The sequence below is a fragment of the Methanomassiliicoccales archaeon genome (genome assembly GCA_026394395.1).
GTDB lineage: Archaea > Thermoplasmatota > Thermoplasmata > Methanomassiliicoccales > UBA472 > UBA472.
In genome coordinates, this window is sequence record JAPKYK010000003.1 from 289,915 (window position 1) to 314,755 (window position 24,841).

General features: G+C 57.7%; 24 protein-coding genes and 1 pseudogene. 10 read left to right on the forward strand and 15 right to left on the reverse strand.

Going from position 1 to position 24,841, the window contains the following annotated elements; genetic code table 11:
- Window positions 1-8: 8 nt before the first annotated feature.
- Complete coding sequence (locus NT131_05215) at window positions 9-377, reverse strand: hypothetical protein (protein ID MCX6651040.1); 369 nt, start codon at window positions 375-377, stop codon at window positions 9-11.
- A gap of 117 nt (window positions 378-494) precedes the next feature.
- On the opposite strand from NT131_05215, the gene thiD reads away from it, so the two are divergent.
- Genes thiD through NT131_05230 form a run of 3 tightly spaced genes read left to right on the forward strand, consistent with a single transcriptional unit; the run spans window position 495 to window position 3,622 of the window.
- Window positions 495-1,805 (forward strand): bifunctional hydroxymethylpyrimidine kinase/phosphomethylpyrimidine kinase, encoded by a 1,311-nt coding sequence (gene thiD / locus NT131_05220; protein MCX6651041.1) that lies wholly within the window; start codon window positions 495-497, stop codon window positions 1,803-1,805.
- Between the two features lie 22 nt (window positions 1,806-1,827).
- The gene (locus tag NT131_05225; protein ID MCX6651042.1) at window positions 1,828-2,985 is read left to right on the forward strand and encodes a glycosyltransferase; all 1,158 of its coding nucleotides are present in this window, start codon (window positions 1,828-1,830) and stop codon (window positions 2,983-2,985) included.
- A gap of 22 nt (window positions 2,986-3,007) precedes the next feature.
- The gene (locus tag NT131_05230) at window positions 3,008-3,622 is read left to right on the forward strand and encodes a hypothetical protein (protein MCX6651043.1); all 615 of its coding nucleotides are present in this window, start codon (window positions 3,008-3,010) and stop codon (window positions 3,620-3,622) included.
- A 122-nt stretch (window positions 3,623-3,744) separates the two neighbouring features.
- Here NT131_05230 and NT131_05235 read toward each other — a convergent pair whose 3' ends face one another.
- Entirely contained in the window at window positions 3,745-4,635 is an 891-nt protein-coding gene (locus tag NT131_05235; protein ID MCX6651044.1) for an FKBP-type peptidyl-prolyl cis-trans isomerase, read from the reverse strand.
- A 149-nt stretch (window positions 4,636-4,784) separates the two neighbouring features.
- Here NT131_05235 and NT131_05240 point away from each other — a divergent pair, with 149 nt between their 5' ends.
- Together NT131_05240 and NT131_05245 are read left to right on the forward strand one after the other, a co-directional pair.
- Entirely contained in the window at window positions 4,785-6,620 is a 1,836-nt protein-coding gene (locus NT131_05240) for a threonine--tRNA ligase (protein MCX6651045.1), read from the forward strand.
- A gap of 9 nt (window positions 6,621-6,629) precedes the next feature.
- On the forward strand, window positions 6,630-7,700 hold the full coding sequence (locus NT131_05245; protein MCX6651046.1) for a glycosyltransferase family 4 protein: 1,071 nt from the start codon (window positions 6,630-6,632) through the stop codon (window positions 7,698-7,700).
- 132 nt (window positions 7,701-7,832) lie between these two features.
- Here NT131_05245 and NT131_05250 read toward each other — a convergent pair whose 3' ends face one another.
- The 10 genes and pseudogenes from NT131_05250 to NT131_05295 all read right to left on the reverse strand — a co-directional run bounded on the left by NT131_05250 (window position 7,833) and on the right by NT131_05295 (window position 16,853).
- Window positions 7,833-8,948, reverse strand: coding sequence for an isocitrate/isopropylmalate family dehydrogenase (locus tag NT131_05250; GenBank protein ID MCX6651047.1), 1,116 nt, complete (start codon window positions 8,946-8,948; stop codon window positions 7,833-7,835).
- The gene (locus NT131_05255) at window positions 8,936-9,430 is read right to left on the reverse strand and encodes a 3-isopropylmalate dehydratase small subunit (GenBank protein ID MCX6651048.1); all 495 of its coding nucleotides are present in this window, start codon (window positions 9,428-9,430) and stop codon (window positions 8,936-8,938) included. The genes NT131_05250 and NT131_05255 overlap by 13 nt, the downstream gene beginning before the upstream one ends.
- Complete coding sequence (locus tag NT131_05260; protein MCX6651049.1) at window positions 9,427-10,698, reverse strand: 3-isopropylmalate dehydratase large subunit; 1,272 nt, start codon at window positions 10,696-10,698, stop codon at window positions 9,427-9,429. Before NT131_05260 ends, NT131_05255 begins: the two co-directional genes overlap by 4 nt.
- 10 nt (window positions 10,699-10,708) lie before the next feature.
- A complete protein-coding gene (locus NT131_05265; GenBank protein ID MCX6651050.1) occupies window positions 10,709-12,313 on the reverse strand; it encodes a 2-isopropylmalate synthase in 1,605 nt (534 codons plus the stop codon).
- 158 nt (window positions 12,314-12,471) lie between these two features.
- Window positions 12,472-13,101, reverse strand: coding sequence for a radical SAM protein (locus NT131_05270; GenBank protein ID MCX6651051.1), 630 nt, complete (start codon window positions 13,099-13,101; stop codon window positions 12,472-12,474).
- Between the two features lies 1 nt (window position 13,102).
- The gene (gene queC, locus NT131_05275) at window positions 13,103-13,774 is read right to left on the reverse strand and encodes a 7-cyano-7-deazaguanine synthase QueC (GenBank protein MCX6651052.1); all 672 of its coding nucleotides are present in this window, start codon (window positions 13,772-13,774) and stop codon (window positions 13,103-13,105) included.
- Complete coding sequence (locus tag NT131_05280; protein ID MCX6651053.1) at window positions 13,771-14,253, reverse strand: 6-carboxytetrahydropterin synthase; 483 nt, start codon at window positions 14,251-14,253, stop codon at window positions 13,771-13,773. The genes queC and NT131_05280 overlap by 4 nt, the downstream gene beginning before the upstream one ends.
- 39 nt (window positions 14,254-14,292) lie before the next feature.
- Window positions 14,293-15,054 carry a methanogenesis marker protein Mmp4/MtxX gene (gene mtxX, locus NT131_05285; GenBank protein ID MCX6651054.1) on the reverse strand — a complete coding sequence of 254 codons (762 nt, stop codon included), beginning with the start codon at window positions 15,052-15,054 and terminating at the stop codon, window positions 14,293-14,295.
- Window positions 15,055-15,298: 244 nt separating this feature from the next.
- Window positions 15,299-16,158, reverse strand: a pseudogene (locus NT131_05290) (diphthamide synthesis protein).
- Between the two features lie 179 nt (window positions 16,159-16,337).
- Window positions 16,338-16,853, reverse strand: coding sequence for a 50S ribosomal protein L16 (locus tag NT131_05295; protein ID MCX6651055.1), 516 nt, complete (start codon window positions 16,851-16,853; stop codon window positions 16,338-16,340).
- A 70-nt stretch (window positions 16,854-16,923) separates the two neighbouring features.
- Between NT131_05295 and NT131_05300 the strand changes: the two genes are divergently transcribed.
- Genes NT131_05300 through serS form a run of 5 tightly spaced genes read left to right on the forward strand, consistent with a single transcriptional unit; the run spans window position 16,924 to window position 19,424 of the window.
- Window positions 16,924-17,067: a hypothetical protein gene (locus NT131_05300; GenBank protein ID MCX6651056.1), complete on the forward strand. Its 144-nt coding sequence runs from the start codon at window positions 16,924-16,926 to the stop codon at window positions 17,065-17,067.
- A gap of 27 nt (window positions 17,068-17,094) precedes the next feature.
- Window positions 17,095-17,487, forward strand: a complete 393-nt coding sequence (locus NT131_05305; GenBank protein ID MCX6651057.1) for a GNAT family N-acetyltransferase — start codon at window positions 17,095-17,097, stop codon at window positions 17,485-17,487.
- A 46-nt stretch (window positions 17,488-17,533) separates the two neighbouring features.
- The gene (locus NT131_05310; GenBank protein MCX6651058.1) at window positions 17,534-17,878 is read left to right on the forward strand and encodes a ribonuclease P protein component 4; all 345 of its coding nucleotides are present in this window, start codon (window positions 17,534-17,536) and stop codon (window positions 17,876-17,878) included.
- Window positions 17,860-18,156, forward strand: a complete 297-nt coding sequence (locus NT131_05315; protein MCX6651059.1) for a YhbY family RNA-binding protein — start codon at window positions 17,860-17,862, stop codon at window positions 18,154-18,156. The genes NT131_05310 and NT131_05315 overlap by 19 nt, the downstream gene beginning before the upstream one ends.
- Window positions 18,153-19,424 carry a serine--tRNA ligase gene (gene serS, locus NT131_05320; protein ID MCX6651060.1) on the forward strand — a complete coding sequence of 424 codons (1,272 nt, stop codon included), beginning with the start codon at window positions 18,153-18,155 and terminating at the stop codon, window positions 19,422-19,424. The genes NT131_05315 and serS overlap by 4 nt, the downstream gene beginning before the upstream one ends.
- 34 nt (window positions 19,425-19,458) lie before the next feature.
- Here serS and NT131_05325 read toward each other — a convergent pair whose 3' ends face one another.
- The 3 genes from NT131_05325 to NT131_05335 all read right to left on the reverse strand — a co-directional run bounded on the left by NT131_05325 (window position 19,459) and on the right by NT131_05335 (window position 24,792).
- On the reverse strand, window positions 19,459-19,722 hold the full coding sequence (locus tag NT131_05325; GenBank protein ID MCX6651061.1) for a hypothetical protein: 264 nt from the start codon (window positions 19,720-19,722) through the stop codon (window positions 19,459-19,461).
- A gap of 109 nt (window positions 19,723-19,831) precedes the next feature.
- Window positions 19,832-24,001, reverse strand: a complete 4,170-nt coding sequence (locus NT131_05330) for a lamin tail domain-containing protein (protein ID MCX6651062.1) — start codon at window positions 23,999-24,001, stop codon at window positions 19,832-19,834.
- A gap of 50 nt (window positions 24,002-24,051) precedes the next feature.
- Window positions 24,052-24,792: a hypothetical protein gene (locus tag NT131_05335; GenBank protein ID MCX6651063.1), complete on the reverse strand. Its 741-nt coding sequence runs from the start codon at window positions 24,790-24,792 to the stop codon at window positions 24,052-24,054.
- Window positions 24,793-24,841 lie beyond the last annotated feature (49 nt).

The following is a 24,841-nucleotide window of genomic DNA, read 5'->3' on the forward strand; positions in this document are numbered from 1 at the left end:
GCGGAACCCTATTGTTCGGTGCAGGACAGCGTGTTCCATTCGAGTTCGTGGTCCACGCCGTTGCGGGTCAGGAGCTTGCTGATCTTCTCCGTCACCCGGACCACTTCGCCGCTCTTGGACGACCCCTTGATATAGAACTCCATACGGGTGGTGGGGAAGATGAGCCGCATGCGCCCCTTGCGGTTGTATCCCTCGGGCTTGCGGTTGTTCTCCAATTCCACCTGGTTCAGGTGGACGAACATCTGCATGATCTCGGGGTCCTCGGGCATCTGGGCGGTCTCTTCCAAGAATAGTTTGAGCACATCGGGAAAGACCTCCGCTATATCACGATACTCGGTTTGGTCCTTTAACACGAAATGCCCGCTGCTCGCTTTCATCGATTTTTTCGATGAGACGTGGATTATTTATAATTTCCCAGTCCACACGCGTCATTCCCGTTGTTATCGTATGGTCACCTGCCAACATTATTAGGTGTGCATTCATTTGTCCCCTTCATGGTCGTCGTCCTGACCGTAGCCGGGTCCGATTCCGTGGGCGGGGCGGGCATCGAGGCCGACCTTAAGGCCATCGCCTCCATGGGCGGGCATGGGTCCGTGGCCCTGACCGCTGTCACCGCCCAGAACACCTCCAGGGTGCGGGAGATATTTCCGCTTCCGCCCGAGCAGGTCATCGCCCAGATCAACGCGGTGGTCGAGGACGCCAAGCCGTCGGCCATCAAGACTGGCATGCTGTATTCGTCCCGTACGGTGAAGGCCGTGGCCCCGTTGCTGGGCGAGCTGAAGGTGCCTTTGGTGGTCGACCCCGTGCTCTTCGCTGGCGTTGGGGCGGCCCTGCACCGGGAAGGACTGGTCAAGGCCCTGATCAAGGATTTGTTCCTTTTTGCGACTGTGATCACCCCCAATAAAGGAGAGGCCGAGGCCTTGTCGGGCATGACCATCTCGGATGACGATACCCTCGACCAGGTCGGTCACCGTCTGCTAGAGCTTGGTCCGCAGGCGGTACTAATCAAGGGAGGTCACCTGGGAGGCACTATGGCCGTGGACACGTTGTTCACGGCGGACGGGGCCATCGAAATGGCCTCGCCCCGTCTGGACCGCAAGGTGCACGGGGCTGGCTGCACGCTCTCGTCCTACATCGCCTGCGGCCTGGCCCTCGGCATGGGCCCGGACGAGGCGGTCAAGGAGGCCAAGCGTCGCATATACGACGCCATCGCCATGTCCCTGCCCGTCGGACAGGGCCTGGACTGCATCAACCCCATGGCCTCGCTGTACAAGGAGGCCATGAAGGTCATGGTGCTGGAGTCCGTGCGCTCGGCGGTCCGCAGCATCGAGGAAAGACTGCCCCCGGAGCTGGTCCCGGAGGTGGGTATGAACTTGGCCTGCGCCCTTCCCTACCCACAGGGCTATCTCGAGGTCTGCGGGGTGGAGGGTCGTATCGTCAGGATCGGGGATAGGGTGAGCCGAGCCGGAGAGGTTCGTTTTGGAGGCAGTCGGCATATCGCCCGGGTGGTGATGTCCGCTTTGGCGGTAGATCCAGAGATGCGCTGCGCCATGAACGTCCGTTTCAGCGAGGAAAGGGTCGCCGAGCTGCGAGAGGCGGGATTGAGCGTGGGGTCCTTCGACCGGGCCGAGGAACCGGACATGGTGTCCTCCATGGAATGGGGGACCGCAGAGGCCATAAAGGTGACTGGGCATGTGCCGGACGTGATCTTCGATCGCGGGGGCCGTGGGAAAGAGCCGATGATCAGGCTCTTGGGACGGAACCCGGAGGAAGTTCTATTCAAACTCGAACATCTGATCAAGTGAGGCTGGTAACCTGAAGATAGCTATGTTCACCGATTCCTACCTTCCCACCCGGGATGGCGTGGTCACCTCGCTGCTGCTCACCAAGAGGGAGCTGGAGAGGATGGGACATGAGGTGTTCGTCTTCGCCCCCCAGCCGGCCAAGGGAGATCCAGAAGAGCCTGGTGTGCAATACTTCAGGTCCATCGGTTTCCCGCAGTATTCCGGTTATCGCATTCCGATTTTCCCTACAAACAAGTGCGAGCTCCTGCAGCATCTGGACGTGGACGTGATACACATTCACGGGGTAATGTTCCAGGCCGTCCGCGGCCTCCTAGCCGGCCGGGCCTTGAAGAAGCCGGCGGTCCTGACCTTCCACACCATGGTCACCGAGGCGGCCAAGTTCTACAACGCCACCCCCTTCCCGGAGTGGGTCGTCCAGTTGGGGATGTGGAGCTACCTGCGTATCATCCTCCAGAGACCGGAGGTGGTCGTGGTCCCCACGCAGACCATCAAGACCGAGATCAAGCGTTACGCACCGCACATAAGGAGGTTCGAGGTCATCCCTACCGGGGTGGACCTGGACCGTTTCCACCCAGGGATTGACGGGAGCGAGGTGCGGAAGCGCCACCACTTGGAGGGTAAGAAGGTCATCATGCACCTGGGTCGCATCGCCTGGGAGAAGAACATCGACCTGGTGCTGAGAGGATTCGCCCGCCTGAGCTATCAGGAGAAGGACACCGTACTTGTGATAGTGGGTGACGGGCCGGCCAAGGAGCACCTGCAGAAGCTGGCCAAGGAGCTGGGTGTGGAGGATAAGGTCATCTTCACCGGTTTCGTCCCGGACGAGGAGCTTCCCCAGCATTACGCTGCCTGCGATGTACTGACATTGGCCAGTAAGTTCGAGACCCAGGGGTTGGTCATCTTGGAGGCCATGGCCGAGGGCAAGCCGGTCTCCGGCATCCGTTATCGGGCGGTGGCCGAGCTGATACGCGAAGGCGTGAATGGCTCCCTCTTCGAGGAGACCCCGGAGAGCTGGTCCCAGGCCACCATGCGCCTGCTGCAGGACCCGGAAAGGTACCGCAAGGGCGCCCTGGCCAAGGCCAAGGAGTTCTCGGCCGGACAATGGGCCACCCGGCTACTGGACATCTACAACTATGCCATAGAGAGCAAGTCCGCCCGGGTCAAAGGAAAAGCTTTTTAGAACCATTGGCCTACCAGATAGGATGTTCTCTGTAGGCGAGATATTCTACAACACGCTCTCGCCCCTGGGTCTGCTAGGTGTGCTCATATGCGTCTTTCTGCTCTTCTACATAGACGCCATAGTCTTCCCCACCCTACCTGAGCTGTTCGTGGTCCTATTTTTCGTGGCCGGATATGGCTCGCTCCCTGATGAAACGCTTTGGGCCCTTTTCGTCGCCGTGATCGCCTTGGCCGAGGTGGCCGGGTTGACCACTTTATACCTCGTGGTACGCCGACTACGTGTCCCTCCCAAGATAGCCAACGCCGTGGACCGCTATCGTCGCTTCCTGATATGGCCGGACGAGCGCATGATCTTGCTCAACCGGGTAGCGCCCCTGCTGCCGTTCACCGGGGCTTTCGTGGCCATCTGCAACTGGGACTACAAGCGTTCGGTCCTCTACCTGGTCATGGGAGGCGTCCTGAAGTACGGGTTCATCCTGACCATGAGCAGCTATTTCCTGGCCTACTTCGAACGGGGGATGGCCACCGACGTGACCGTGGTCATGGTCCTGATAATAATAGCCATCAGCTTCGTCGTCTCGGTCTACCGCAAGCGCAAGGCCGGGAATAACGGTCCCGGCGTGGCCGGCGCTCCTTGATCTTTCCTATGTCCGAGATTTGAAAAGCATCGTAACCTGATTTGCTCGAGAGGGCGGTCGCCATAGAGCAACCCACTTGGATGACAGTAAGAATAGATGGGAAGGGGCGGGGTGTTCCGCCATTAAGTTAACTCGTCGATGGAGACGATGGTGATTGTGAACACCAGGGTCTTGCCCAGCAGCTCGGAGTTGTAGTTCTTCACCGCGGTGCCATCGACGGTGTCGATCTGGGTGACGATGAAGTCGCCCACGTCGTCGGTGCCCATGACATAGTCGTTATCGGAATCGGTCAGCTGGTGCTTGATAGTGATGGCGTTGGATGAACTGTCGATGTTGGTGACCATAACGTTCCAGCCGGAGGGGCTGTCCCCGTAGATACGGTACACGGCGTTCATCGTGGGCACGTTCTTAACCGTCACCCGGTCGGCGCCGGTGTTGAACTCCAATACTGTGGCCGCCCAACCGTAGTAGGGGTCGGTCACGGTCATTCCCTCGACGGGGCTGCTGCCGTACTCGTCCTCGAACTCGGAAGAGGTTAAGGTTACCAGCAGGGACACTTCTTCTGTCAGATTGAAGGTCACTAGCTTGGACTCGTCCATACTTCCGTAGGCCTGGTCGGGGGTAAGGGTGACCGTCTTGGTCTCGCCTATCCTCATCCCCACTACGGCGCTATCAAAGCCCTTGATGAGCGTTCCGCCCCCGACCGTGAAGGATAGAGGATCGTACTTGCTCTCGCTTTTTAGGGTGAATGAAAGGCTCTTCGGGTACAGAGCGTCATTGCTAGCAATGGTATAGTTAGAGGTATCGAAGATCCGTCCGTCGGTCAGCTTGCCAGTGTAGTCGACGTTGATGGTCATCCCGACCTCGACGATGGTGCTTTTGTCCTCTTCGGCCTGACCGCTCTGATAGACCAGGATGACCACTGAGCTGGCGCTGACCATCAGGATAACGATCAGAACTATGAGCAGGACGTTCACCGCGGTGACGTCCCTGGACATTCTTTTGAACCTCATAACCATGCGGTTCAGGCAAATCCTTTCTTTGAATTTAAACCTTGCTTACATTGATGACGTGGTCCAGATGTTGCAACTGACGATATTGGGTCGGAATCGCTTATTTATATGCGTTGGCCATTACTGCAAACACCCTATCAGGCGATAAGATGAGGACGCTTTACATACACGCCGATTTCATGGAGTTCGAGGTCAAGAAGCCCACCCCTATGGCCGAGCCCATAACCGACCAGGAAAAGACTGGCCGAATGGACGAGGTCCTGGTGGCCTTCATCACCGTGGAGAAGGACGACCGTGACCGATTGGAGGCGGTGGCCTCTCAGGCATCCAAAGACATCATGGAGACGGCCAAGAAGGTAGGGGCCGAGCGCATCATGCTCTATCCCTACGCCCACCTCAGCCCGGAGCTTTCCGATGCGGAAACTGGCAAGAAGATGCTGCGGGAGATGGAGAGGTTGGTCTCCGGGTCCGGCTGGCAGGTGCACCGCACACCTTTCGGTTGGTACAAGGCTTTCAAGATAAGCTGCAAAGGGCATCCATTGTCCGAGCTCTCCAGGGAGATCGTCGGCGAGGAGACGGCCGAGGCTCCCAAGGGCGAGGAGAAGTTCATCGTGCTGCTTCCTGACGGCACAGAGGTCGACCCCCTGAAGTTCAAAGGCGGAACGGAATGCTTCCAGATCATGATGAACAAGGAAGCCCTTAAGAAGGACTGGCCCTCCACAGGCGAGGTAAAGTACACCCGTTTGTGCAAGAAGTTCGGTATAAATTGGGAGAGCATGAGCGACGCCGGGCACATGTGTTTCCAGCCCAAGGGCGCTTTGATGTTCGACCTGGTGGCCGACTACTCGTCCCGCATCGTCAACTCCATGGGCCTGCCCGTATACACCGTGCGTGGCACGAACATGTTCAGCATGGACGAGGGGCCGGTGGCCGAGCATGCCAAGCTCTTCGGTGACCGCCTCTATACCATAAAGGGGGAGAAGCACGATTTCGTCCTGCGCTACGCCGCCTGTCACCAGCAGTTCGCCATGATGCGCCTGTGGAACATCAGCTACAAGACCCTGCCCTTCGGTGCGTTCGAAGTGGCCGATTCGTACCGTCTGGAGCAGTCGGGGGAGACCATGCTGTGCTTCCGAACAAGGCGCATGAACATGCCGGACCTGCACGTGGTGTGCACCGACATACCGCAATCGGAGGACTGGTTCAGCCGCCTGGACGAGCGGATTTACAAGGAAGCGAACAACCTGGACCGGGACTACGAGATGCTGGTCAACTTCTCATCATGGAACGCCTACCAGCAACACAAGGAAATGCTCATGGAGATCGTGCGCAAGCACGACAAGCCGGCCCTGCTGCACTTCTACCCAGAGGGCATCAACTATTACTGGACGGTCAACATAGAGTACCACATCCTGGACGATATGAAGCGCGCTCGGGAGATCGGTACGGTACAGATCGACATAGGGAACGCCCAGCGCTTCGGCATAGCGTATACGGACGAGACCGGAAAGAAGGTCAGCCCGGTGATACTGCACTCCGCGGTCATCGGGACCGTCGAACGCTATCTCTACATGCTCTTCGACACCGCGGTGCAGATGGAGACCCAGGGGAAGCTGGGCACGTTGCCCACCTGGGTACTGCCGGAGCAGGTACGGTTCATGAACGTCTCCGAGGCGCATTTGGAAAAGGCCACGGAACTGGCCGATAAGGTGCGCAAGGCCCAGGTCCGCGTGGGCCTGGACGACCGTTCGGAGACGGTCGGTAAGAAAGTAAGGGAAGCCAAGCAGGACTGGGTAGCCTACGCCGTAGTGATCGGCGACAAGGAGCTGCAAACGGACGTTCTGACCGTCTACGACAGGGCGCAGAACAAGAACGTGAAGATGACCATGGACCAGCTGATCGCTCGCGTGCGTGGGGAGATTGGCGACATGCCCTTCCGGCCCATGTACATGCCCAGCGAGCTCAGCTGCCGTGTGGACATGTGAGGTCGTATCGTGCGCATAGTCGAGGTGAACGCCTTCCACTACCCCTTTATGGGGGGAATTGAGAACCGTTTGCACCACGTATGCAGCCGCCTAGACAAAAAGCATGAGGTCTTTGTCCTCACCAGTCGTCTGCCAGGCACCTTGGAGCGGGAGGAAATGGACGGATACACCGTCATCCGCCTCCCATCCCGTTTCTTCGACATCTATAACCCCCCGTTCGTGCGCATCTCCGGCGTGAGGGAAGCTTTGCGAGAATTGGGACCGGACTTGGTCGACCTGCATTACCGTTGGGCAGGATCGCTGACCAAGGCGGTGCTCGAATGCCCCGCATCAAAGGTCTACACCTGCCACAACACCATCGGGGAGGGGCTGGGCTTCGTCCATTACCTGAGCGAGGTCAACGACCGCATATTCCTGCGGAAACTGGACAAGTTCGACCGGGTGGTGTGCGTCTCGGACTTCATGCGCAAGGACGTGGCCGCGCGGGGGTTCACCGATGACAAGCTGGTCACGATATACAACGGCGTCGACCTTCCGGAGACGGCGTCGAACGACGGCGACTTCATACTTTCCCTTGGAAGGTTGGTGGACCTGAAGGGGCTGGAATATCTCATCAAGGCCATGGCCGAGGTGGACGGACAATTGAAGATCTGCGGCGAGGGGCCGGAACGAAGGAACCTGGAGCGCCTGTGTCATCGCCTGAAGCTCAGCGACCGCATCGATTTCATGGGCAGGGTGAGCGAGGAGGAGAAAGTGCAGATGCTGTCCTCCTGCCGCATGTTCGTCATCCCCTCGGTGAAGGAGGCCTACGGGATGGTGGCGGCGGAGGCCATGTCCTATGGGAAACCGGTTATAGCCTCGAACACCGGAGGGCTGCCGGAGGTCGTGGGGGACGCGGGGGTGCTGGTGCCAGTGCAGGACGAGAAGGCCTTGGCCCAGGCCATGAACGCCTTGAACGCGGACCCGGACCGCCGGCGGCAGCTCGGCGAGGCCGCCCGTGAGCGGATGAGGTCCTTCACCTGGGATGAGATCGCCAAGCGGACCTTGGAGACCTACGAGGATATTGTAAGGTCCAAGTGATCACCGCATCGGGAAACCTTGACTACATAGGCCATAATGGAATTTGGATGCGCGCTCGCTCCATCCAGACCCATGATATGCTTATGTCATTCTTTAAAGTAAGATCTGGAAATGGTTTGTTTTGATTTAGGTCTACTTCGACCCTTGGATGGCCGCTACGACCGCGTCGCCCATCTCGTGCGTCTTGGCTTTACCGCCCAGGTCCTGGGTGCACACGCCCTTGTTGAAGGCGGCGCGCACTCCGTCGAAGACCACCTGACCTAGATCGCGCCGTCCCAGATTGTCCAGCATCATCTTGGCCGCCAGTATGGTGGCCACGGGGTTGATGCGGTCCATGCCCTTGTACTTGGGCGCGGAGCCGTGCACCGGCTCGAACATGGATATCCCGCGGGGGTTAATGTTGCCGCCCGGAGCCAGTCCGAGCCCGCCGGTAACCTCGGCCAGCAGGTCGGTGATTATGTCCCCGAACATATTGGGCGTGGCGATCACCCGGAACTTGTCCGGGTTCTTGACCAGGGCCATGGTCATGGCGTCCACGTACATGAAGCCTAATTCGATCCCGGCGCGACGGCACTTATCAACCCAGATCTCCCGCCACAGGCTGTAGATGTTGCTGCACACGTTGGCCTTGTCGATGACGGTGATGTACTTCTCGCCGATGACGTTGGTATTCTCGATGACAAAGTCGGCGAAGCGCTCGATGTTCTTGCGGGACATCATGCCGATCTCGAAGGCGTAGTCGTCAGCAGCGTCCGCGTTGACCTCCAAACGGATCTTCATATCGTACAGTTCGCGCTTCACGCGCAGGTCCAGCACGCCCTTGCCGTTGGAGACGCGACCTCCCGCACCCACATAATAGTCCTCGGTGTTCTCGCGGAACACGTCGATGTTGAAGTCCATGTCCCTCTTCAGGCGGCCGAACGGTTTCCATAACGGCGCCGGACGGTGGTTGATGTACTGGTCGAAGCCGAAGCGCAGCGCCAGCAGTATGCCCTTCTCCAATACGCCGGGCTTCACGCGGTCGTCGCCGATGGCACCCAGGAATATAGTGTCGAACTTCCTCAGTTGGTCCATGTCGTTTTCGGTCACCAGCTCGCCGGTGCGCAGGTACCTCTCGGCGTTTATGCCGAACTTCTGGAAGTCGAACTTGACCGAGTAGTTCTCGGACAGGGCGTTCAGAACCTTTACCCCTTCGGCCACCACTTCCGGGCCAATGCCGTCGCCAGGCAGTACCGCTACCTTGAGCATCTCTTTTCCTCCTTGATCTTGGCCATGAGGCCACCCTTGTCTATCAGGTCCTGTACGAAACGGGGGAAGGGGGCGAACTTCCACTCCTTTCCCTTCGTTTCGTTGACAATTGCGCCCTTGGCGAAGTCCACGGAGAGAACGTCTCCATCGTCAGCCTCCACCTGGCACTCCACTGGCAGCAGTCCGGTGTTAATGCAGTTGCGGTAGAATATCCTTGCGTAGCTCTCTGCCACCACGCACGATATTCCCACCTGGAGCAGCGCCCGCGGGGCGTGCTCTCGGCTGGACCCGCAGCCGAAGTTGCGGCCGGCCACGATCAGGTCGCCCTTCTTCACCTGCTTGGCCATCTCCGGCCGTACCTTTTCGAAGGCGAAGGTGCCCAGCTTGTCGTTGTTGTCGCTGGTAAGGCGCTCGGCGGGGATGATCTGGTCCGTGTCCACGTGGTCCCCGAACCGCCATACCTGGCCTTTCACGTTCTTCATGGTGCTCCCTCCAGGTCGCGCGGGTCGGTTATGCGGCCGGTGACGGCCGAAGCGGCCACCACCGCCGGTCCAGCCAGGTACACCTCGGAATCACGATGGCCCATGCGACCGATGAAGTTCCGATTGGTGCTGCTTATGCATCTCTCTCCAGGAGCGAGTACGCCCATGTGCCCTCCCAGGCATGCTCCACAGGTCGGACCGGAGATGAAGGCTCCGGTGCGGGAGAGCTCGGCCAGTAGCCCTTCGGCCATGGCTTGCTCGAACACCTTGACGGAAGCGGGCACGACCACCATGCGCACGTTCGGGTGGACCTTCCGTCCGCGCATGACCTCGGCGGCCATGCGCAGGTCCTCGATGCGCCCGTTGGTGCATGAGCCGAGGTACGCCTGGTCGATCTCCACGTCCACCTCGCTGGCCTTCCTTCCGTTCGACGGAAGGTGCGGCATGGCCACCATGCTCTCAAGTTCTGACAGGTCGTATTCCAGGGTACGTTCGTACGTCACCCCGTGGTCCGGGCTGGTGGCCTTGAACGCGCCCTTGCGCACCGTCTTCATGTAGGCGACCGTGGCGGCGTCGCAGGGGAACACCCCGGCCTTGGCCCCGGCCTCGATGACCATGTTGGATACGGACAGACGGTCGGAGACGGTGAGCGCGGCCACGCCGGTCCCCCCGAACTCCAGGGCCTTGTAGGTCGCTCCGTCCACCCCGATGTCGCTGATGATCTTGAGCACCAGGTCCTTTCCGCCCACGTACTTGGACAGCCTTCCCTTGAGCTTTATTTGCATAGAGCCGGGCACCTTGAACCACAGACGACCGGTGGCGAAGACCGCCGCCGCCTCCGAGCTGCCGACGCCGGTGGAGAAGGCGTTCACCCCGCCATAGGTGCATGTATGCGAATCGGCTCCCACGACGAGGGCACCAGGATAAGCAAAGCCGTGGTCCAGCATGACCTGATGGCATACACCTCCGCGACCCACCTCGAAATAGTTGGTGATGTTCCAGCGTTTGGCGAAATCGCGCATCTCCTTGGCCTGCTTAGCCGAGGCCACGTCCTTGTTGGGCACGAAGTGGTCGGGCACCAGCACGATCTTGTCCCGGAAGGGCTCGCAGCCCAGAGCTTCAAACTCCTGGAAGGCCAGTGGACCGGTGACGTCGTTGACCATGACGTAATCGACGTCCGCTTCAACGATATCCCCGGCTGCGGCGTCCTGCCCGGACTTCATTGACAGTATCTTCTCCGAAATGGTCTTGGGATGATTCGCTTTCATTTGATCGCTCCTAAGGTTTGATCCGGGCCAGCAGGCGGTCGATGGCCTCCATGGCCGCGTCCACGCTGGTCAGGACGATGTCCGAGCCTATGCTCTTGCCCACCGACATGACGTTCTGGTCGCCGTTCATCTTCAGCTTGACGGTCACTTCGCACAGGGCGTCGCTGCCTCCGGTGATGGCGTTGAGCCGGTACTCCACCAGGGAAATGTTCTCACTCACCGCCGAACGTATGGCGTTAAGGGCTGCGTCCACCGGGCCGATGCCCACGTTGGACGAGCGCACCATCTTTCCGTCGACGTCGATGACCACCGTCGAGGTGGGCGTGATGTTCATGCCGGTGAACACGGTGAACTCCTTCAGCTGCACGTGGCGCCTCTCCTTCTCCATCTGGCCGGCCACGTGCATAGCTAGGGCCACCAACTCGGCGTCGTCCACTCCCTTCCCGCTCTCGGCCAGCCTCTTGATCTTGTCCACCACGCCGGTGAGCATGTCATCCGGCAAGCAGATCCCGTATTGGCTCAGCTTCTCCTTGACCGAGTGGGCACCGGTGTGCTTGCCCATCACGATGTTGCGCTGCATGCCCACCAGCTCGGGGCTGAAGGCCTCGTAGGTCGAGGGGTCCTTGAGCACGCCGTGCACGTGGATCCCGGACTCGTGGGCGAAAGCGTTGTTGCCTACGATCGCTTTGTTGCCGGGGACCGGCATCCCGGTCATCCTGGAGACCGTCTTGGAGATCATTCCCAGCTTTCGAGTGTCCACGTTGGTGCGTACGTTCATGAAGGCCAGGAGACCCATGACGACCTCCTCGAGGGCGGCGTTCCCCGCCCTCTCTCCGAGACCGTTCACGCATACGTGCACCTGGCGGGCGCCTTTTCGCACCGCTGCCAGAGAGTTCGCGACCGCTAGGCCGAAATCGTCGTGGCAGTGCGTGGAGAGCGGGACCTTGGTCACCTTCATGACCTCGGAGACCAGGTACTCCATGGCCGCCGGGGACATGGTGCCTACAGTGTCCGGCAGGTTGATCTTGTGCACCCCGGCCTCCTGCACGGCGATGTGCATCTCCTTAAGGAAGTCCAGCTCGGTACGGGTGCCGTCCTCGCAGGAGAACTCCACGATGACCCCGCGGGAACGGGCGTACTCCACCGCGTCGACGGCTCTGGCCTTGACCTGCTCGCGGGTCATATTCAGCTTGTTCTTCATGTGTACTTCGGACGTGGCGATGAACACGTGAACGTAGTTCACCCCGCTGTCCACCGCCGAGTCGATGTCCTCCCTTGAGCAACGGGCCAGGCCGCACACCTTGGCCTTCAGGCCGAGAGAGCATATCTTGCGTATGGCCTCCTGTTCTCCCTTGGATGTACGGGGGAAGCCCGCCTCTATGACGTCAACGCCGAGATCGTCCAGCAGCTGGGCTATGCGCACCTTGTCGTCCATGGATAAGGCCACACCGGGCGTCTGCTCCCCGTCGCGCAGGGTGGTGTCGAGGATCTCGACCCTCTCCGGGGTGGAGGGGTCCAAAGCGAAGCGGTTGAAATGACTGGTGAATATTTTGTCCGCATCACTCCCGCCTTGGGCGTTATAGTCCTGACTGCATGACGTTCGAAGTTCGGTCACGATAACCACCTCTTACATCCAGGGTCGCAGCAATGAGCTACCTTACGCACGCAAAAGACCGTGTCCGTCCACGATAATTATGCTCATCGTCATACCCCGTATGTACGGCATCTGAACTAGGACCATATTATATAATCATTGCTAAGGGTTGACACACATCACACCCCACGCCTGTCGCCCCAAATAATCTTGTGCAGCTGCGGCAGAACCCGCACCTCCAGCCTTTTGGACAGAACGTACTTGACGACAGGTTCGAGGCTGAGCCCGTCTACCGGGGTGAAGATGACGGAGCATTTGGGGCGGTGCTTCCGCAGGACCTCCTCGGCCCTCTCCAGATCGTCCTGGTCGGCCACCACGAACTTCAGCTGGTCCTTGGAAGACAGTAATTCCAGGTTCTCCAGCCGCATCTTCCGCTCCTCGCCGGAGGAGGGACACTTGTAGTCCATGCTGATGAGGAGGTCCGTATGGTCCGGCAGGCCTTCCAGGGAGATCGAGCCGTTGGTCTCGAGGGAGATGTGCTTCCCCTCCTCGAGCAGCCTCTGAATCAGCTTGCGGCTCTCTTCCTGCAGCAGTGGTTCGCCGCCGGTCAGGCAGACGTGCCGGACCCGATATCCTTTCACGCTCTCCACCACCTCCTCGACCTCCAGCTCCGCCCCGCCCTCGCTGGCGTAGCGCGTGTCGCACCAACGGCAGTCCAGGTTGCATCCGCTCAGGCGAACGAAGACCGTGGGCAGCCCCATGGTCCCACCCTCGCCCTGAACGGACAGGAAGATCTCGTTGACCAGCATCCTAACCCTCGTAGGGCACGGGGTCCTTCATCCCGGCTTCTTTGAAACCTTTCAATCTGAGCAGGCAGGAGTCGCAGCGGCCGCAGGCCTTCTTCCCGCCGCGGTAGCAGCTCCAGGTCAACTGGAACGGCACGCCCATCTCTTTCCCCATCTGCACGATCTCGGCCTTGGTCTTGCGCAGTATGGGATGCTCCACCCTCACCGGGTGGCCCAAGGTGCCGGCCTTGGTTCCCACCTCGATCATCCGCTCGAAGGCCTGGAAGAACTCCGGCCGGCAGTCCGGGTATCCGCTGTAATCGATGGCGTTGGCCCCGATGAACACCTTGCTGGCCCCGATGCTCTCGGCCAGACCTGCGGCCACGCTTAGGAATATTATGTTGCGGGCCGGAACGTAGGTGTCCGGGATGTCGTAACCGATGTCCTGGGCCCGGTGGCGGTCCGGTACGGGTATGGACATGTCGGTCAGAGCGCTCTTGAAATCCGTAAGGGGAAAGTTCATGACCACGTGCTTGACACCGTAATGAGCGGCGACGGCCTTGGCTGCTTCCAGCTCCCGGATGTGCCGCTGCCCGTAGTTGATGGTCAGGGCGGTGACCTCGTACCCCTCTCGCAGCGCGTAGGCCAGCGACACCGTTGAGTCCATGCCTCCGGAAAGGAGGCAGATGGCCTTCATCGCTTGGCCCCCAGCTTCTTGCTTATCCAGGCGCTCTGCCCCAGCTCCTCGTGGACCCCTACTTCCACTTCTTTGATGTTCAGCGGGAAGTCCATTGCGTCCAGCAATCTGTCTAATATTATCTGGCAAAGGGCCTCGGCACTGCTCTCCTCCGTAGGCAGCATGACCACGTCCTCCTTGGGCAGGGCGTACTTCTTGCCGTCGGCCTTTATGAAGACCTCCTCCCCCAGGACGATGGTTATCTTCTTGGAATTGGCCGGAATGAGCACGCGGTGGTCCAGGTCCTCGGCGATGGACCTGAGCTCCTTCTTCAGCGGGATGAAGTCCATCATCATCCCGTCCTTGCCCACTTCCCCCTGCAGCTTGAGGCTGACGACGTAGGTGTGGCCGTGCAGCCTTCCGCACTTCTGATGCCCGGCGATGAAATGGCACGCAGAGAACCTGATACCGGCGAACTCCCCGTCGATCTCCAATCTCATCTCTGTACCTCCATTGACTATTGTCCGTTTCCCAGATAATCATTTTCCCTTAACTACCAGGGCCGAGGCCAAGGCGATGGAGTCGGTGTAGCATTTCTTGGCTCTGGAGGTATCCACGAAGACCTTGTCCAAATTGAGTATGGGCGCGCCCATGGACACGCAGCCGTCGACCAGATGCATGGTCCGGAAGATGATGTTTCCGGTGATCCCGTCCGGGGCGATGATGAGGTCCTTGCTGCGCACGGCGTCCTCGATGAGTATCTGGCAATGCTCAACGGAGTATCCTTCCTCTTTTCCCAGACGCTCCACCTCCATCCCTTCGCGGATGGTGCGGTCCACCTCCGGGCTCCGACCGATGTCGCCCGTACGGCCTCCGGAGAGGACCCCGACCTTCATCTCCTGACCGAGCGAGGCGAACAGCTTGGCCATCAGCCTGATTAATTCCATCCTCTCATCTACGTTCCAACCCTCGTCCACTCCCACCGGGGCCAGGAAGAACATGCGCCCCCCTTTAGGCTGCATCAACGCCGCTCGCAGCAAATGGTCGAGGGAGAACTGGTGCTTCACCGCGGCCATGGTGCTGTTGGCGCTGAGGTCTCCCCGCACGGCGGCATCGATCTCTCCCTTGGCCAAGGCTGAGACCATTTCCTCCGGGGACTCGAACACCAGCACGTCGGCGTAACCTTTACGCTCGGCCGAGCGCGCGCTGTCCTTGACCTTGCGGGAATCCTCACCGACGCCTATCCCCACCCGGGCCCGGTTGTCCTTGGCCCTCTGGAGTATCTGTTCGGGGGCGAGCATTGAGGGGTGATTCGCCCCAACGCATATATTTACTTCATTCCCACCGGTCACTGGCGGCCGGCCTCACTTCATCTTTCGCTCAAGGTGGGCCTGGAACTTAGCCTCGTCCTCGTACCGGAAAATATGCTTGGGCTTGAGCTGGCCTTCGTAATCGGAAAGACCTCTTGGCAAGAAGGATTCGATCTCTCCTTACAGTAACGGTTCGTTACTGAAAGCTGTCCGCACGGAATCCATCAATAATCCATTAATATGAAACCAAGCCGGGGGTGTCTCCCTCCAATATCTGGTCCAACTGGTAATCGCTCATGTCCCGCATACCCATGACCATCTTCAGCTCCCAGGGCGTGAGGAGCGGTAGGGGATAGTGCGGACCGTCGTCGATAGCTAGACGAGGGCAGGCGGTGCTGACGGCGGCTTCGGCCCGATAGGGGAGGAGGGCCTCTGGCCTGATCTCGTTGAGCATGATCAGGTTCGCTTTCTTTCCTCGTTCGCGAAGAAGTCTTAGACAGCCCTTGGCCGTGTCCATGCGGAGCTGCCCGGGCGTGTCGCACACCAGCACCAGCCAGTCGTTGACGTCCCGCCCAGGAAGATGAACTGGTCCACCGACCCCTTCAAGGAGAGCACGCTGGTCACGTTGCACCCTAACACCTGTCCAGGCGCGGAGGTGCGGGCGTCTCCCTTTCCAATACTGACCTGGCGACCCATGTCTTGCAGGGCCGCCTCGGCCGCGTGCAGAAGGTGCAGATGCTGGGCCGTGGCTACGAGCCCGATCCTCCGGGCCAAGCGGTCGGAGCATCCCTGTAAGGTCTGGCGGATGTCGAAGTCGATAAGCACCTCCACGAACACCGTAGGCATCTTGAGCTTGAGATCTGGAATAGGCGCGTGTCCGAAATGAACGAGAAGGTCAAGGCCATCATAGGCCCTCAGATCGCAAGCCCCGTAGCAAGGATCGCCCAGGATGACCACTTGGCTGCCGGTAGCCTCCTCTATCCGTTCGGCCATCTCCCTGGCCTTGGTCTTAAGGCCTTCGGGCATCTGCAGACCGATCGTGTCAGCATGGTGCGCCTTGATCTCTTCAATCGCTGCTTCCAACCGTATGTCCATGGGGCATCACCATGCTGACGACTTCTTCCGTTCAGTCTCTGGTATCTGCCGGAATCTGTTGAAACGCGGACGGCAGAGACTGATCTTCGGAGTCGAAGTGGTCATCATAGTGTAGAAAACCATCGGAATAATTAATCCTTGCAGGGTAAACAAAATAAAAGGGATTGATGGAAAGTGGTTTACTTAACCAGCTCAGCGCCCTTCTCCACTTCTATGAAGCAGGGGGTGGGCAACTTGAGCGAAGCCTTCCACAACGCCTGTTTGGCGTTCTTGAAGGCGGCGACGGGCACCCTGATGGTCAGGATGACTTGTCCGGCGTGCACGCGGGCGGCGGTGCCCACGTTCTTACCGAAGGCGCCCCTCATGCCGCTGGAGATACGGTCGGCACCGGCACCGGTGGCGAGCTTGTTCTCCCTGAGCACGTGGTGAGGATAGATCCTGAACTTGATGTGGTAGTTGTTACCGGGGATCTTGGACATCTCCCTGTTGGCGGCGATACGAGCGGCCTCCATGGCGGTGTGCCTGATCTGACAGGTCTCCTTGACCTTCATGCTGACGGTAATGGGGAAATCGCCGTTGGTCGTCCCCAGGTCGAAAGTGTTGATCCTCAGGGCGGGAACTCCACCCATGTACTCCCTGCGGGTGTAAGCCTGTCCTGTGAGTCTCCTGTACATCCTTGCCGGCTTTCTGGCCATATCATATCACCTGTAATAAATTAATGCGACGGGATGGCTACATTCATATTTTCCTATATAAGGCTGATGTATGCGCAGTGAGCCCATCCTGCCTATACCAGGAGGAAAAAGCTTCTTCCTTGAATACCTTTCCGTATCCGATATCAAGATGGAAGTGCGGTACGAGGTCTTGGGGGAGGAGGGGCTCGACCTGATCGGTCCACTGTGGCTGTAGCTGCGACAGATGCATCGGGTAAAATCGGTGCATTTCAAGGACACCTTGGGAAGGAAGACGTTCCAGGAGAGGAAGGAAGAACTGCTGGAGAAATCGTCCGGAGGCCTGCTCAGGGTGGAGGTGGCGAGGGATGGGGACGGACGGGTAATCGCCTATTGCGTTTCCTCGATAGACCAGTCCTTGAGAGGTGAGGCCGATTCCATATTCGTCACCGTGGAACATCGGGGAATGGGGATAGGCACCCGGCTCATGGAAGGTTCCATGAGATGGATGGACGGGCTGGGAGTGAGGACAAGGGTGTTGACGGCCATCGTAGGTAACGAGGGCGTGCACGACTTCTATGCCCGTTTCGGATTCCTTCCGAAGAACGTCCTCCTTGAGTGCATTCAAGATGCTGGAAGGGAAATGGGCCCGGAGTAACTTATTAAATGAATAGTGATTATGGCCTTTTATAAGGAGATACCATTTGAGCAGGAAGACGGTGTCGAACAACCAGGTGCGGGGCATCGCCCGCAAGCGGATGGACATCCTGGTAAGAGCGTCGGAGAAGGAGGCTTTGAGCGGCAACATGGAACGGAGCAAACGTTACATGTCCTTGGCCTTGCGCATCTCGGGACGCAACAAGGTGTCCATGCCGGCCTCTGCCCGGTACTGCCCAAAGTGCTTGGCCCCCATGGTCCCTGGCCTCGATTGCCGGGTGCGCCTTAGGGACCATAAGGTGATAGAGCACTGCCTGGATTGCGATGCGGTCAAACGCACACCGTACCTTCGGGAGATAAGGGAGAGGAGAACATGCCGAAAAGGACCATGAAGGACGTGAAGCGCGTGGGACATGAGCTAAGTCCCACGGTGCACGTTGGGAAGGAAGGGATCACCAACGCTCTCATCGATGAGATAGTCAAACAGCTGAAGGGCCGGAAGGTGGTCAAGGTCCGGCTCCTACCCAGCGTGGAAGAGGACAAGAAGGTTGTGGCGGAGGAACTGGCATCGAGGTCCCACTCCATCCTGATAGAGGTCGTTGGTTTCACTGTTCTATTATGCGAAAAACGCTATCTGGAAGGTAAGGATAACATCAAAGTCGTTGGGTGACCGAATTGTTGGACGTCAACATCATCAGAAATGACCCCGAGGCCATACGGACCATGCTGAGGAACCGGACCTATAGCGAGGAGGTTCTGGACCAGTTCTTGGAGATGGACGCCGCCTGGAGGTCCAGCGTGGACGAGGGGAATCGCCTGAGGAAACAGAGGAACGAAGCTTCCATGCGCATCTCCAAGCTCAGCGGGCCGGAGAAGGCCAAAGCAGTGGAGGAGATGAAGGCAGTAGCCACCCGCATCGGCGAGCTGGACGTCGTCATAGCCGATCTGGAAAAGAAGAGGGATGATACTATACTGCTTATTCCAAACATCCCGGACGGATCGGTGCCAATCGGGGACAACCCCGACAAGAATGTCGTGGTGTCCGAGTGCGGCAAGGAGCGCAAGTTCGATTTCCAGACCAAGGACCATATCGTCCTGTGCGAGGAACTGGACATCGTCGATTTCCAGAGAGGGGTCAAGATCGCTGGAAGTGGATTCTACGTCTTGAAGGGGGACGGGGCTCGCATGGAACGGGCTCTGATCAATTACATGCTTGACCTTCATCATCGCCAGGGTTACACGGAGGTTTTTCCGCCAGTGGTTGTCAACCGATCGGCCGTGATCGGCACGGGACAATATCCGAAGATGAAGGACGATATGTACTGGTGCGAGCGGGACGACCTTTGGCTAAATCCCACCGCGGAGGTGCCGGTGACGAACCTACATCAGGACGATATCCTGGCCAAGGAGGACCTTCCCATCTTCTACACTGCCTACCTTCCATCATTCCGCCGCGAGGCGGGAAGGCACGTGGGGGAGAAAGGCATGATCCGCGTCCACGAGTTCAACAAGGTCGAGCTGGTAAAGTTCGTTCTGCCCGATGGATCTTTCCAAGAACTGGAATCTCTGACCAACGACGCCCAGGACGTATTGCGAGGATTGGAGCTTCCTTTCCGTACCCTGCTGTTGTGCACCGGGGACATGGGCTTCGCCTCGGCCAAGACCTACGACCTGGAGGCACACGCCCCAGGTACCGGCAGCTGGCTTGAGGTTTCCTCCTGCAGCTGTTTCACCGACTTCCAGGCCCGCCGGGCCAGGATCAAGTACCGGCCGGAGCCGCACCTGAAGAGCGAGTTCGTGCACACCTTGAACGGCTCAGGGTTGGCCTTGCCTAGGACCATGGTCGCCATTATCGAGAACAACCAAGATGGCCAGGGTCGTATCAGCATACCGAAGGTTATCAGGCCCTATATGCAGGGACAGGAATTGATAGAATAAATGAGGAAACGGTTTGGACGGTAAGAGGACCGCCTTACTTCTTTGCCGCTTTCTTGGCCGGAGCCTTCTTGGGCTTCTTCTCTTCCTCTTTCTCTTCCTTTTCTGCCGCCCCTTCCTCTCCTTCTTCCACCTCTTCGTATCCAAGGAAGTCAAAGAGATCCTCTTCCAGGCCCTTCAGTACCTCGACGGCCTCTTCCTGTTCGCCTTCCTCAAGAAGGTCGATGGCCAGTGTTACCTGGTCTAAAAAGTCCTCCAGGGTGCAGTCGAGCTCCTCGATCAGATCGTTCAGGCTAACCATGTGTATTACCTCGTTCTCCAATATCCTTTGCCAATAGATAAGATATCGGTTAAGTCGAGTTCTGATCTGAAGCTATATGCGGGTATCGAATTTGATCCTCACCTCTCAATTAAGTTCCCACGTCATTAATGCTGGCCTTGCATATCCATACGTCGATGATCGATCCCGCGGGGGCATTAAAGGATGGCACAGCACCGGAAGGGATACCACATATCGCCGCACCGCATTCCATTCCCCACCCTGCCCCCTTCTCCCCGAAGATCACGGAGAGCATGGCTAGGTTAGCGTTCATGGAGGTCACGCACTTGACCTTCGTATTGACGCCAGGGACGGATACCATATCTGGCAAATCCATCGAACCGAAGGTGGAGATGCTTATCCATACTTCCTCCCCGGACAATAGGTCATCGGAGGACGTCTGGAATGGGTTTCCGAACCCCATGACCAGGGCGGCAGCTGTGCGCCCCAGTTTACCAAGTATTTCTCCCAGCGTCCCGCAGCGTAACGACAGCTCCATGCGCATCCCCACCTTGGCTGCCGAGGAATAGTCGGCTGCTGCCACTTCTACGAACGCTCCGACCTCGACCTCTTTGCTGAGCAGGCTGGCCGCGAGCCTTTGCGCCGTGTGGAGCAGGGCGGAGGTGAGCGTCTCGGAAAGCGCCTGCATGGTCATTGGCCCTGAGCTCAACTGGTTAAGCGATTCGATGACCGCGGTGATGAAAATATCCTGCAGGGGGGTCAGGTCCAGCACTGAAAATGGGTCCCGGCCGTTGCTGCGCCCCCTGGTCCCGTTCTGGAACTCCCACCGATCAGCTCCGTCCTGAGCTCTCTGCCAGGTTCGCTCATCGTTCCAATAGTCGGTGGCGAAAGGAGTGCTGTCCACCCTACGTCCATCACTGTCGAGAAGGACGATGCATTCTTCGGATGGGAATCTACTCCCCTGGTTGTCAAGAGCCTGCCCGGTGAAGACGTATGTGAACCGTTCCCGAGGCATTATGACCACTTTTCCCATTGAACCAATCTCCTGAATCCCGTGTAACGTTTCGAGCGTCCATCCGGCCAGGTCAACTGCTTCGGATGTGGGATTGTACAGTTCCACCCACTCCCGCCCATAGTCCTCACCAGCTGGATTGAGCTCGTATTCGTTGATGACCACGGAATCGGTGCGGCCAGTTAGTATCCTCACATATATCCCTGCGTCCACGCTACCTTTCATACCTGGAATGGGGGTAGGGATGCTGGATAGCAGCGTTCCAACCCCTGGAATGTCGGATAGGGCAAATGATATCTTCTGATAGCTGACCACCTCCGGCATCGCAAGTTCTATGCAGGAGCCGTCGATGATCCCGCGAACTTCTACCATATGCCGGAATACATCCATGAACGGGTCGACGACCATGAAGACCGACCAGTCGTTGCCTATTAATGTAGCATTTGCCAGGAAGCCGTAGCCGTTCGATCCTTTTATTAGACGGGAGGTGACCGATATGGAGCAATCACCCGCCTCGAAGGATAATGTAATGGATGCCGGAACGCCAACCTCCTTGTAGGCCATGTCCTTTGGTTTTAGTTTGATGGTCAGCCCTACACCGAAAATGCTCAATTGGTATGTCTGTTGGCCAAGTATGTTGGCCACGGTCTCAACGGCACTGGCTTTATCTCCCAGGACCGCTGCCCGGATGAACCGTTGGACCTGCTCCACCAATACTTGCATGGCCTCGGCTAGTAGGTCGATGGCCGTTGTGCCCATGTCGAGCAATCTTTCGACCGTGCCTTCCAACAATCGATATATGTCCTGTACGCCAGCTGAAAGCGCTTCTATGCCGTCCCGGAGAGGACGAAATACCTCATCAATTACTTTGGCCAGATTATCGCTGATTGTGTTTATGTTGAGGTAGTTCACTCCTGCCAGGGGATGACCGGTGGTTGCGGATGCTGTTTGGGATATCATCAATGAGACGTCACTATCTAGCTTCAATGGGAGGACCGCCCCTGATTCGCCCCCCGGAGAAATACTGACTCCGACAACCCCGGAACAGTAAAGACCCCATACGGACTGATATGAAGCCCATTTCATTTTTACCAGGTCAGTATCATGCAATTGAGGGTACCTACCGTCCTGCCCGCTGTAAGAACATGGATCGGCGATCGACAGTTGAAGGCCAGAGCTGTCACATGAAGGGTATTCCACCTCAACATTCAATGTTTCTTGATACGAGCGTCCGTCATCTCCAATCAAAATGAAATGGTCGCTCTGTGGTATCTCTATCTCTTTGACGCCACCCCGAAGGTCCATGCCATCGGACATCTCATCTAACAGATCTTCCACATCATTGGAGATGACCACTCCCAGACCGGCCAGCGGATCTCCGGTCCTGGCGATTATCTCAGCAATAATGGAGTCTCGATGACCTGAAACGGTAGGCCGATAGTCCAATCCCTGAAGGAAATGCGCGGTCAGCTGAGATGCGTGAGAATCATACTCTTCGACGATACGGTCCGTCAGTGCCCATCCCTGATCGGTAGCTAAAGCCTGTTCGATGCGCAATACGTTCTCCTCCCAGGGCATGTCCATATCAGGATTGGATGCCTGGACGTTGTCCATTAGCTGCTCCGCTGCTGTGCGGAACGCTGAAGACAACGAGCTGGACCGTTGCAATATATCGTCCTTCTCGGTCAGGAACTCAGCCTCGGTGGCTTCGACCAGAGGGTCGATGTTGGATGTGTATCGTTCAGCCGCGGTAAGGGCGGGTCGCAGCCATTCTTCCTTATTATTCAGGGCTTCCTTGAGCAAGGAACGTACCTCCTCAAAGAATGATTTGCCATCGGTCGGGTCCAGGTCAAGAGATTTTATGGGCAGGCACATTGAGCGACCGATGCTCTCGGCCATGATCGCGATCGAATCTTGAAGCTTGTTGAGGATCTCGTGGGTCCCTTTCTTGTATTGCTCATGGAAATCCCCCCACCCACCCCATTCCATCACATCAACTACCGGAAAATCGATCTCCACCGTCCCCTGGACATCGATGAGGAAGGTTTCGCCTTCGGAGTCCGTTAGTTCGAGGGTGTATGTAGGAGCTTTGACCTTGGTTTCGGGTCCATCGACGAACATGTAGCGATAAAGGGCATCCGGTACACCCGCTTCCTGAAATTTATTTTCGAGCCAGCTCTTGAAATGGCCTTCGGCCAGGTCTTCTCCGGTAGCATAATTGATTATGTCGTTTATAGTGAATACGATGCTCTCGACCGCCTCTTCGGCCAAGTTTATCGTATCGATGATGTGGCAGTGCTCCATCCACCTAAGAATGATGCGGTCCATGTCCGCATATAACGTCTGGGAGAATACCTCCCTCCAATCAATCTGACCATAACCGTACATTCCCAGGAAGATGTCCGCTGGATCGATGGACCCCCCTAAGCTCATAAATCCTTTGACATAATCCCAACAGTGCTGTGCATCCATGTAACTTGTGGACATGCCAAGGCAGGGTGTGGCGTTGCGGAAAGATTTGAACTGGAGCATGACCAAGCCGAGGTACAGGGCATTGGTCGCATCTTGTTCGGTTATCAGATCTCTTATGCTGTGTCCATCCGATGCCGTGGACGAACCCCAACCTTGCAAGGTACGATAGGCGCATAGAGTATCCAGCATTTCCCGGGTCAATTCGCTCAGTTCGCCCAGCCCGTCCCCTACTGCAGAATCGAACGTTTGGAGACGATCCTTCAGTAGGGGCCAGGGGACCTTGACCTCGTCCGCGACCGAATAATTTCTGGTCAGCCTTCCTTTGTCGGACCAAACGGTCACTTGAAAAGTTCCTGTGAGCCCAACATATGCTGGAACGAATTCCCCTTGCCATTTTCCTTCGGTTCCACTTTCATCGGAGACAGCGAGACGTAGGAACGATAGACGCACTGAATCCACATCGACCTCGACGAGATGACCGGAACGTTCCAATGGATATGTTCCGTTCAGCGACGTAGCCAGAGTTGTCTTAAACGATGCTACCATCCCACTCTCGTTAATCGTGTCGCCGATACAACACCCCACCATGGCCTGGTAGGCCATACTGTCGACGAACTCTTCGATCTCCAGGCTAATATCGGCCATTTCCTGTAGTTCGTCCGCCGTCAATGTGGCTTGAGCGGATTTTTCTCGCATGTCGGCGATGACCGCCGCCGAAAGGCTGGAGACAATTATAAGGACGATCGCAATGATTGAGAATGGCATCTGGCCTCTCTTGTCCCCAGATAGCTTTCTGACGAGGGTTCTGCCGGTCATCCATCGTGCCAATGACCGGGGGCATTAAAAGGGTCAGAGCTACAATCAGATTACTTATCGTTCATTCCTTTGACCATATGCAGGAAGTTCTCCAGATGGACCGCGATGAGCGGATTGTCGGAGAACCCGCACAGGTTCAGGTCCTCGGAGGCGATCATAGCTCGGCTGCTGTCAACGATTACATCCGTGGCGATCAGGCCTTTATGCCGGTATACTTCGGTGGCCTCGGGCACCTTGACCGCGGGTTCGGTGACGATGGTGACCAGCACACCGCGCTTGACCGCCTCCTTGAAGCGGTCGGCGTGCTCGGACCGGATGTCTTGCATCTTGGGAGAGGATATTATGAACGTTCTCTTCGAAGAGTCCAGCATCTCACCGATCTTGAACAGCACCTTTTTTCTACCGGTGATGGTGTAGACCAGCTCTGGCGTGCCCTTCTCGCTGAGCAGCCCCTTGATCGAGTTCAATTTGTTGAAGACACCTTCGATCTCGTTCAATACCTGAGTGCGGGTCTCCTCCAGGGGCACAGGGTGGTACATGGCTGGCCTTCCACCGGCCTCTTCGACGAACTTCTTTTCCTTCAGTGAGATAAGGGCCTTGTAGGCAGATGTCCGGGGGATCATGGCTAGCTCGGCCACCTCCTCGGCCGTCCCGTGGCTCTTAAGGATCAGAGCGACGTAAGCCCTCGATTCATAACTCGTCAGGCCGATGTTGCTGAGGATGACAGAGATCTGATTGAATTCCTTCTCGATATCCTCGATATCCAGCCGGAGAACGTCTATTATGTTCATAGAACAATATGTAGCTCCTTCAGCTACATAAATATTATATTTGCGCTTT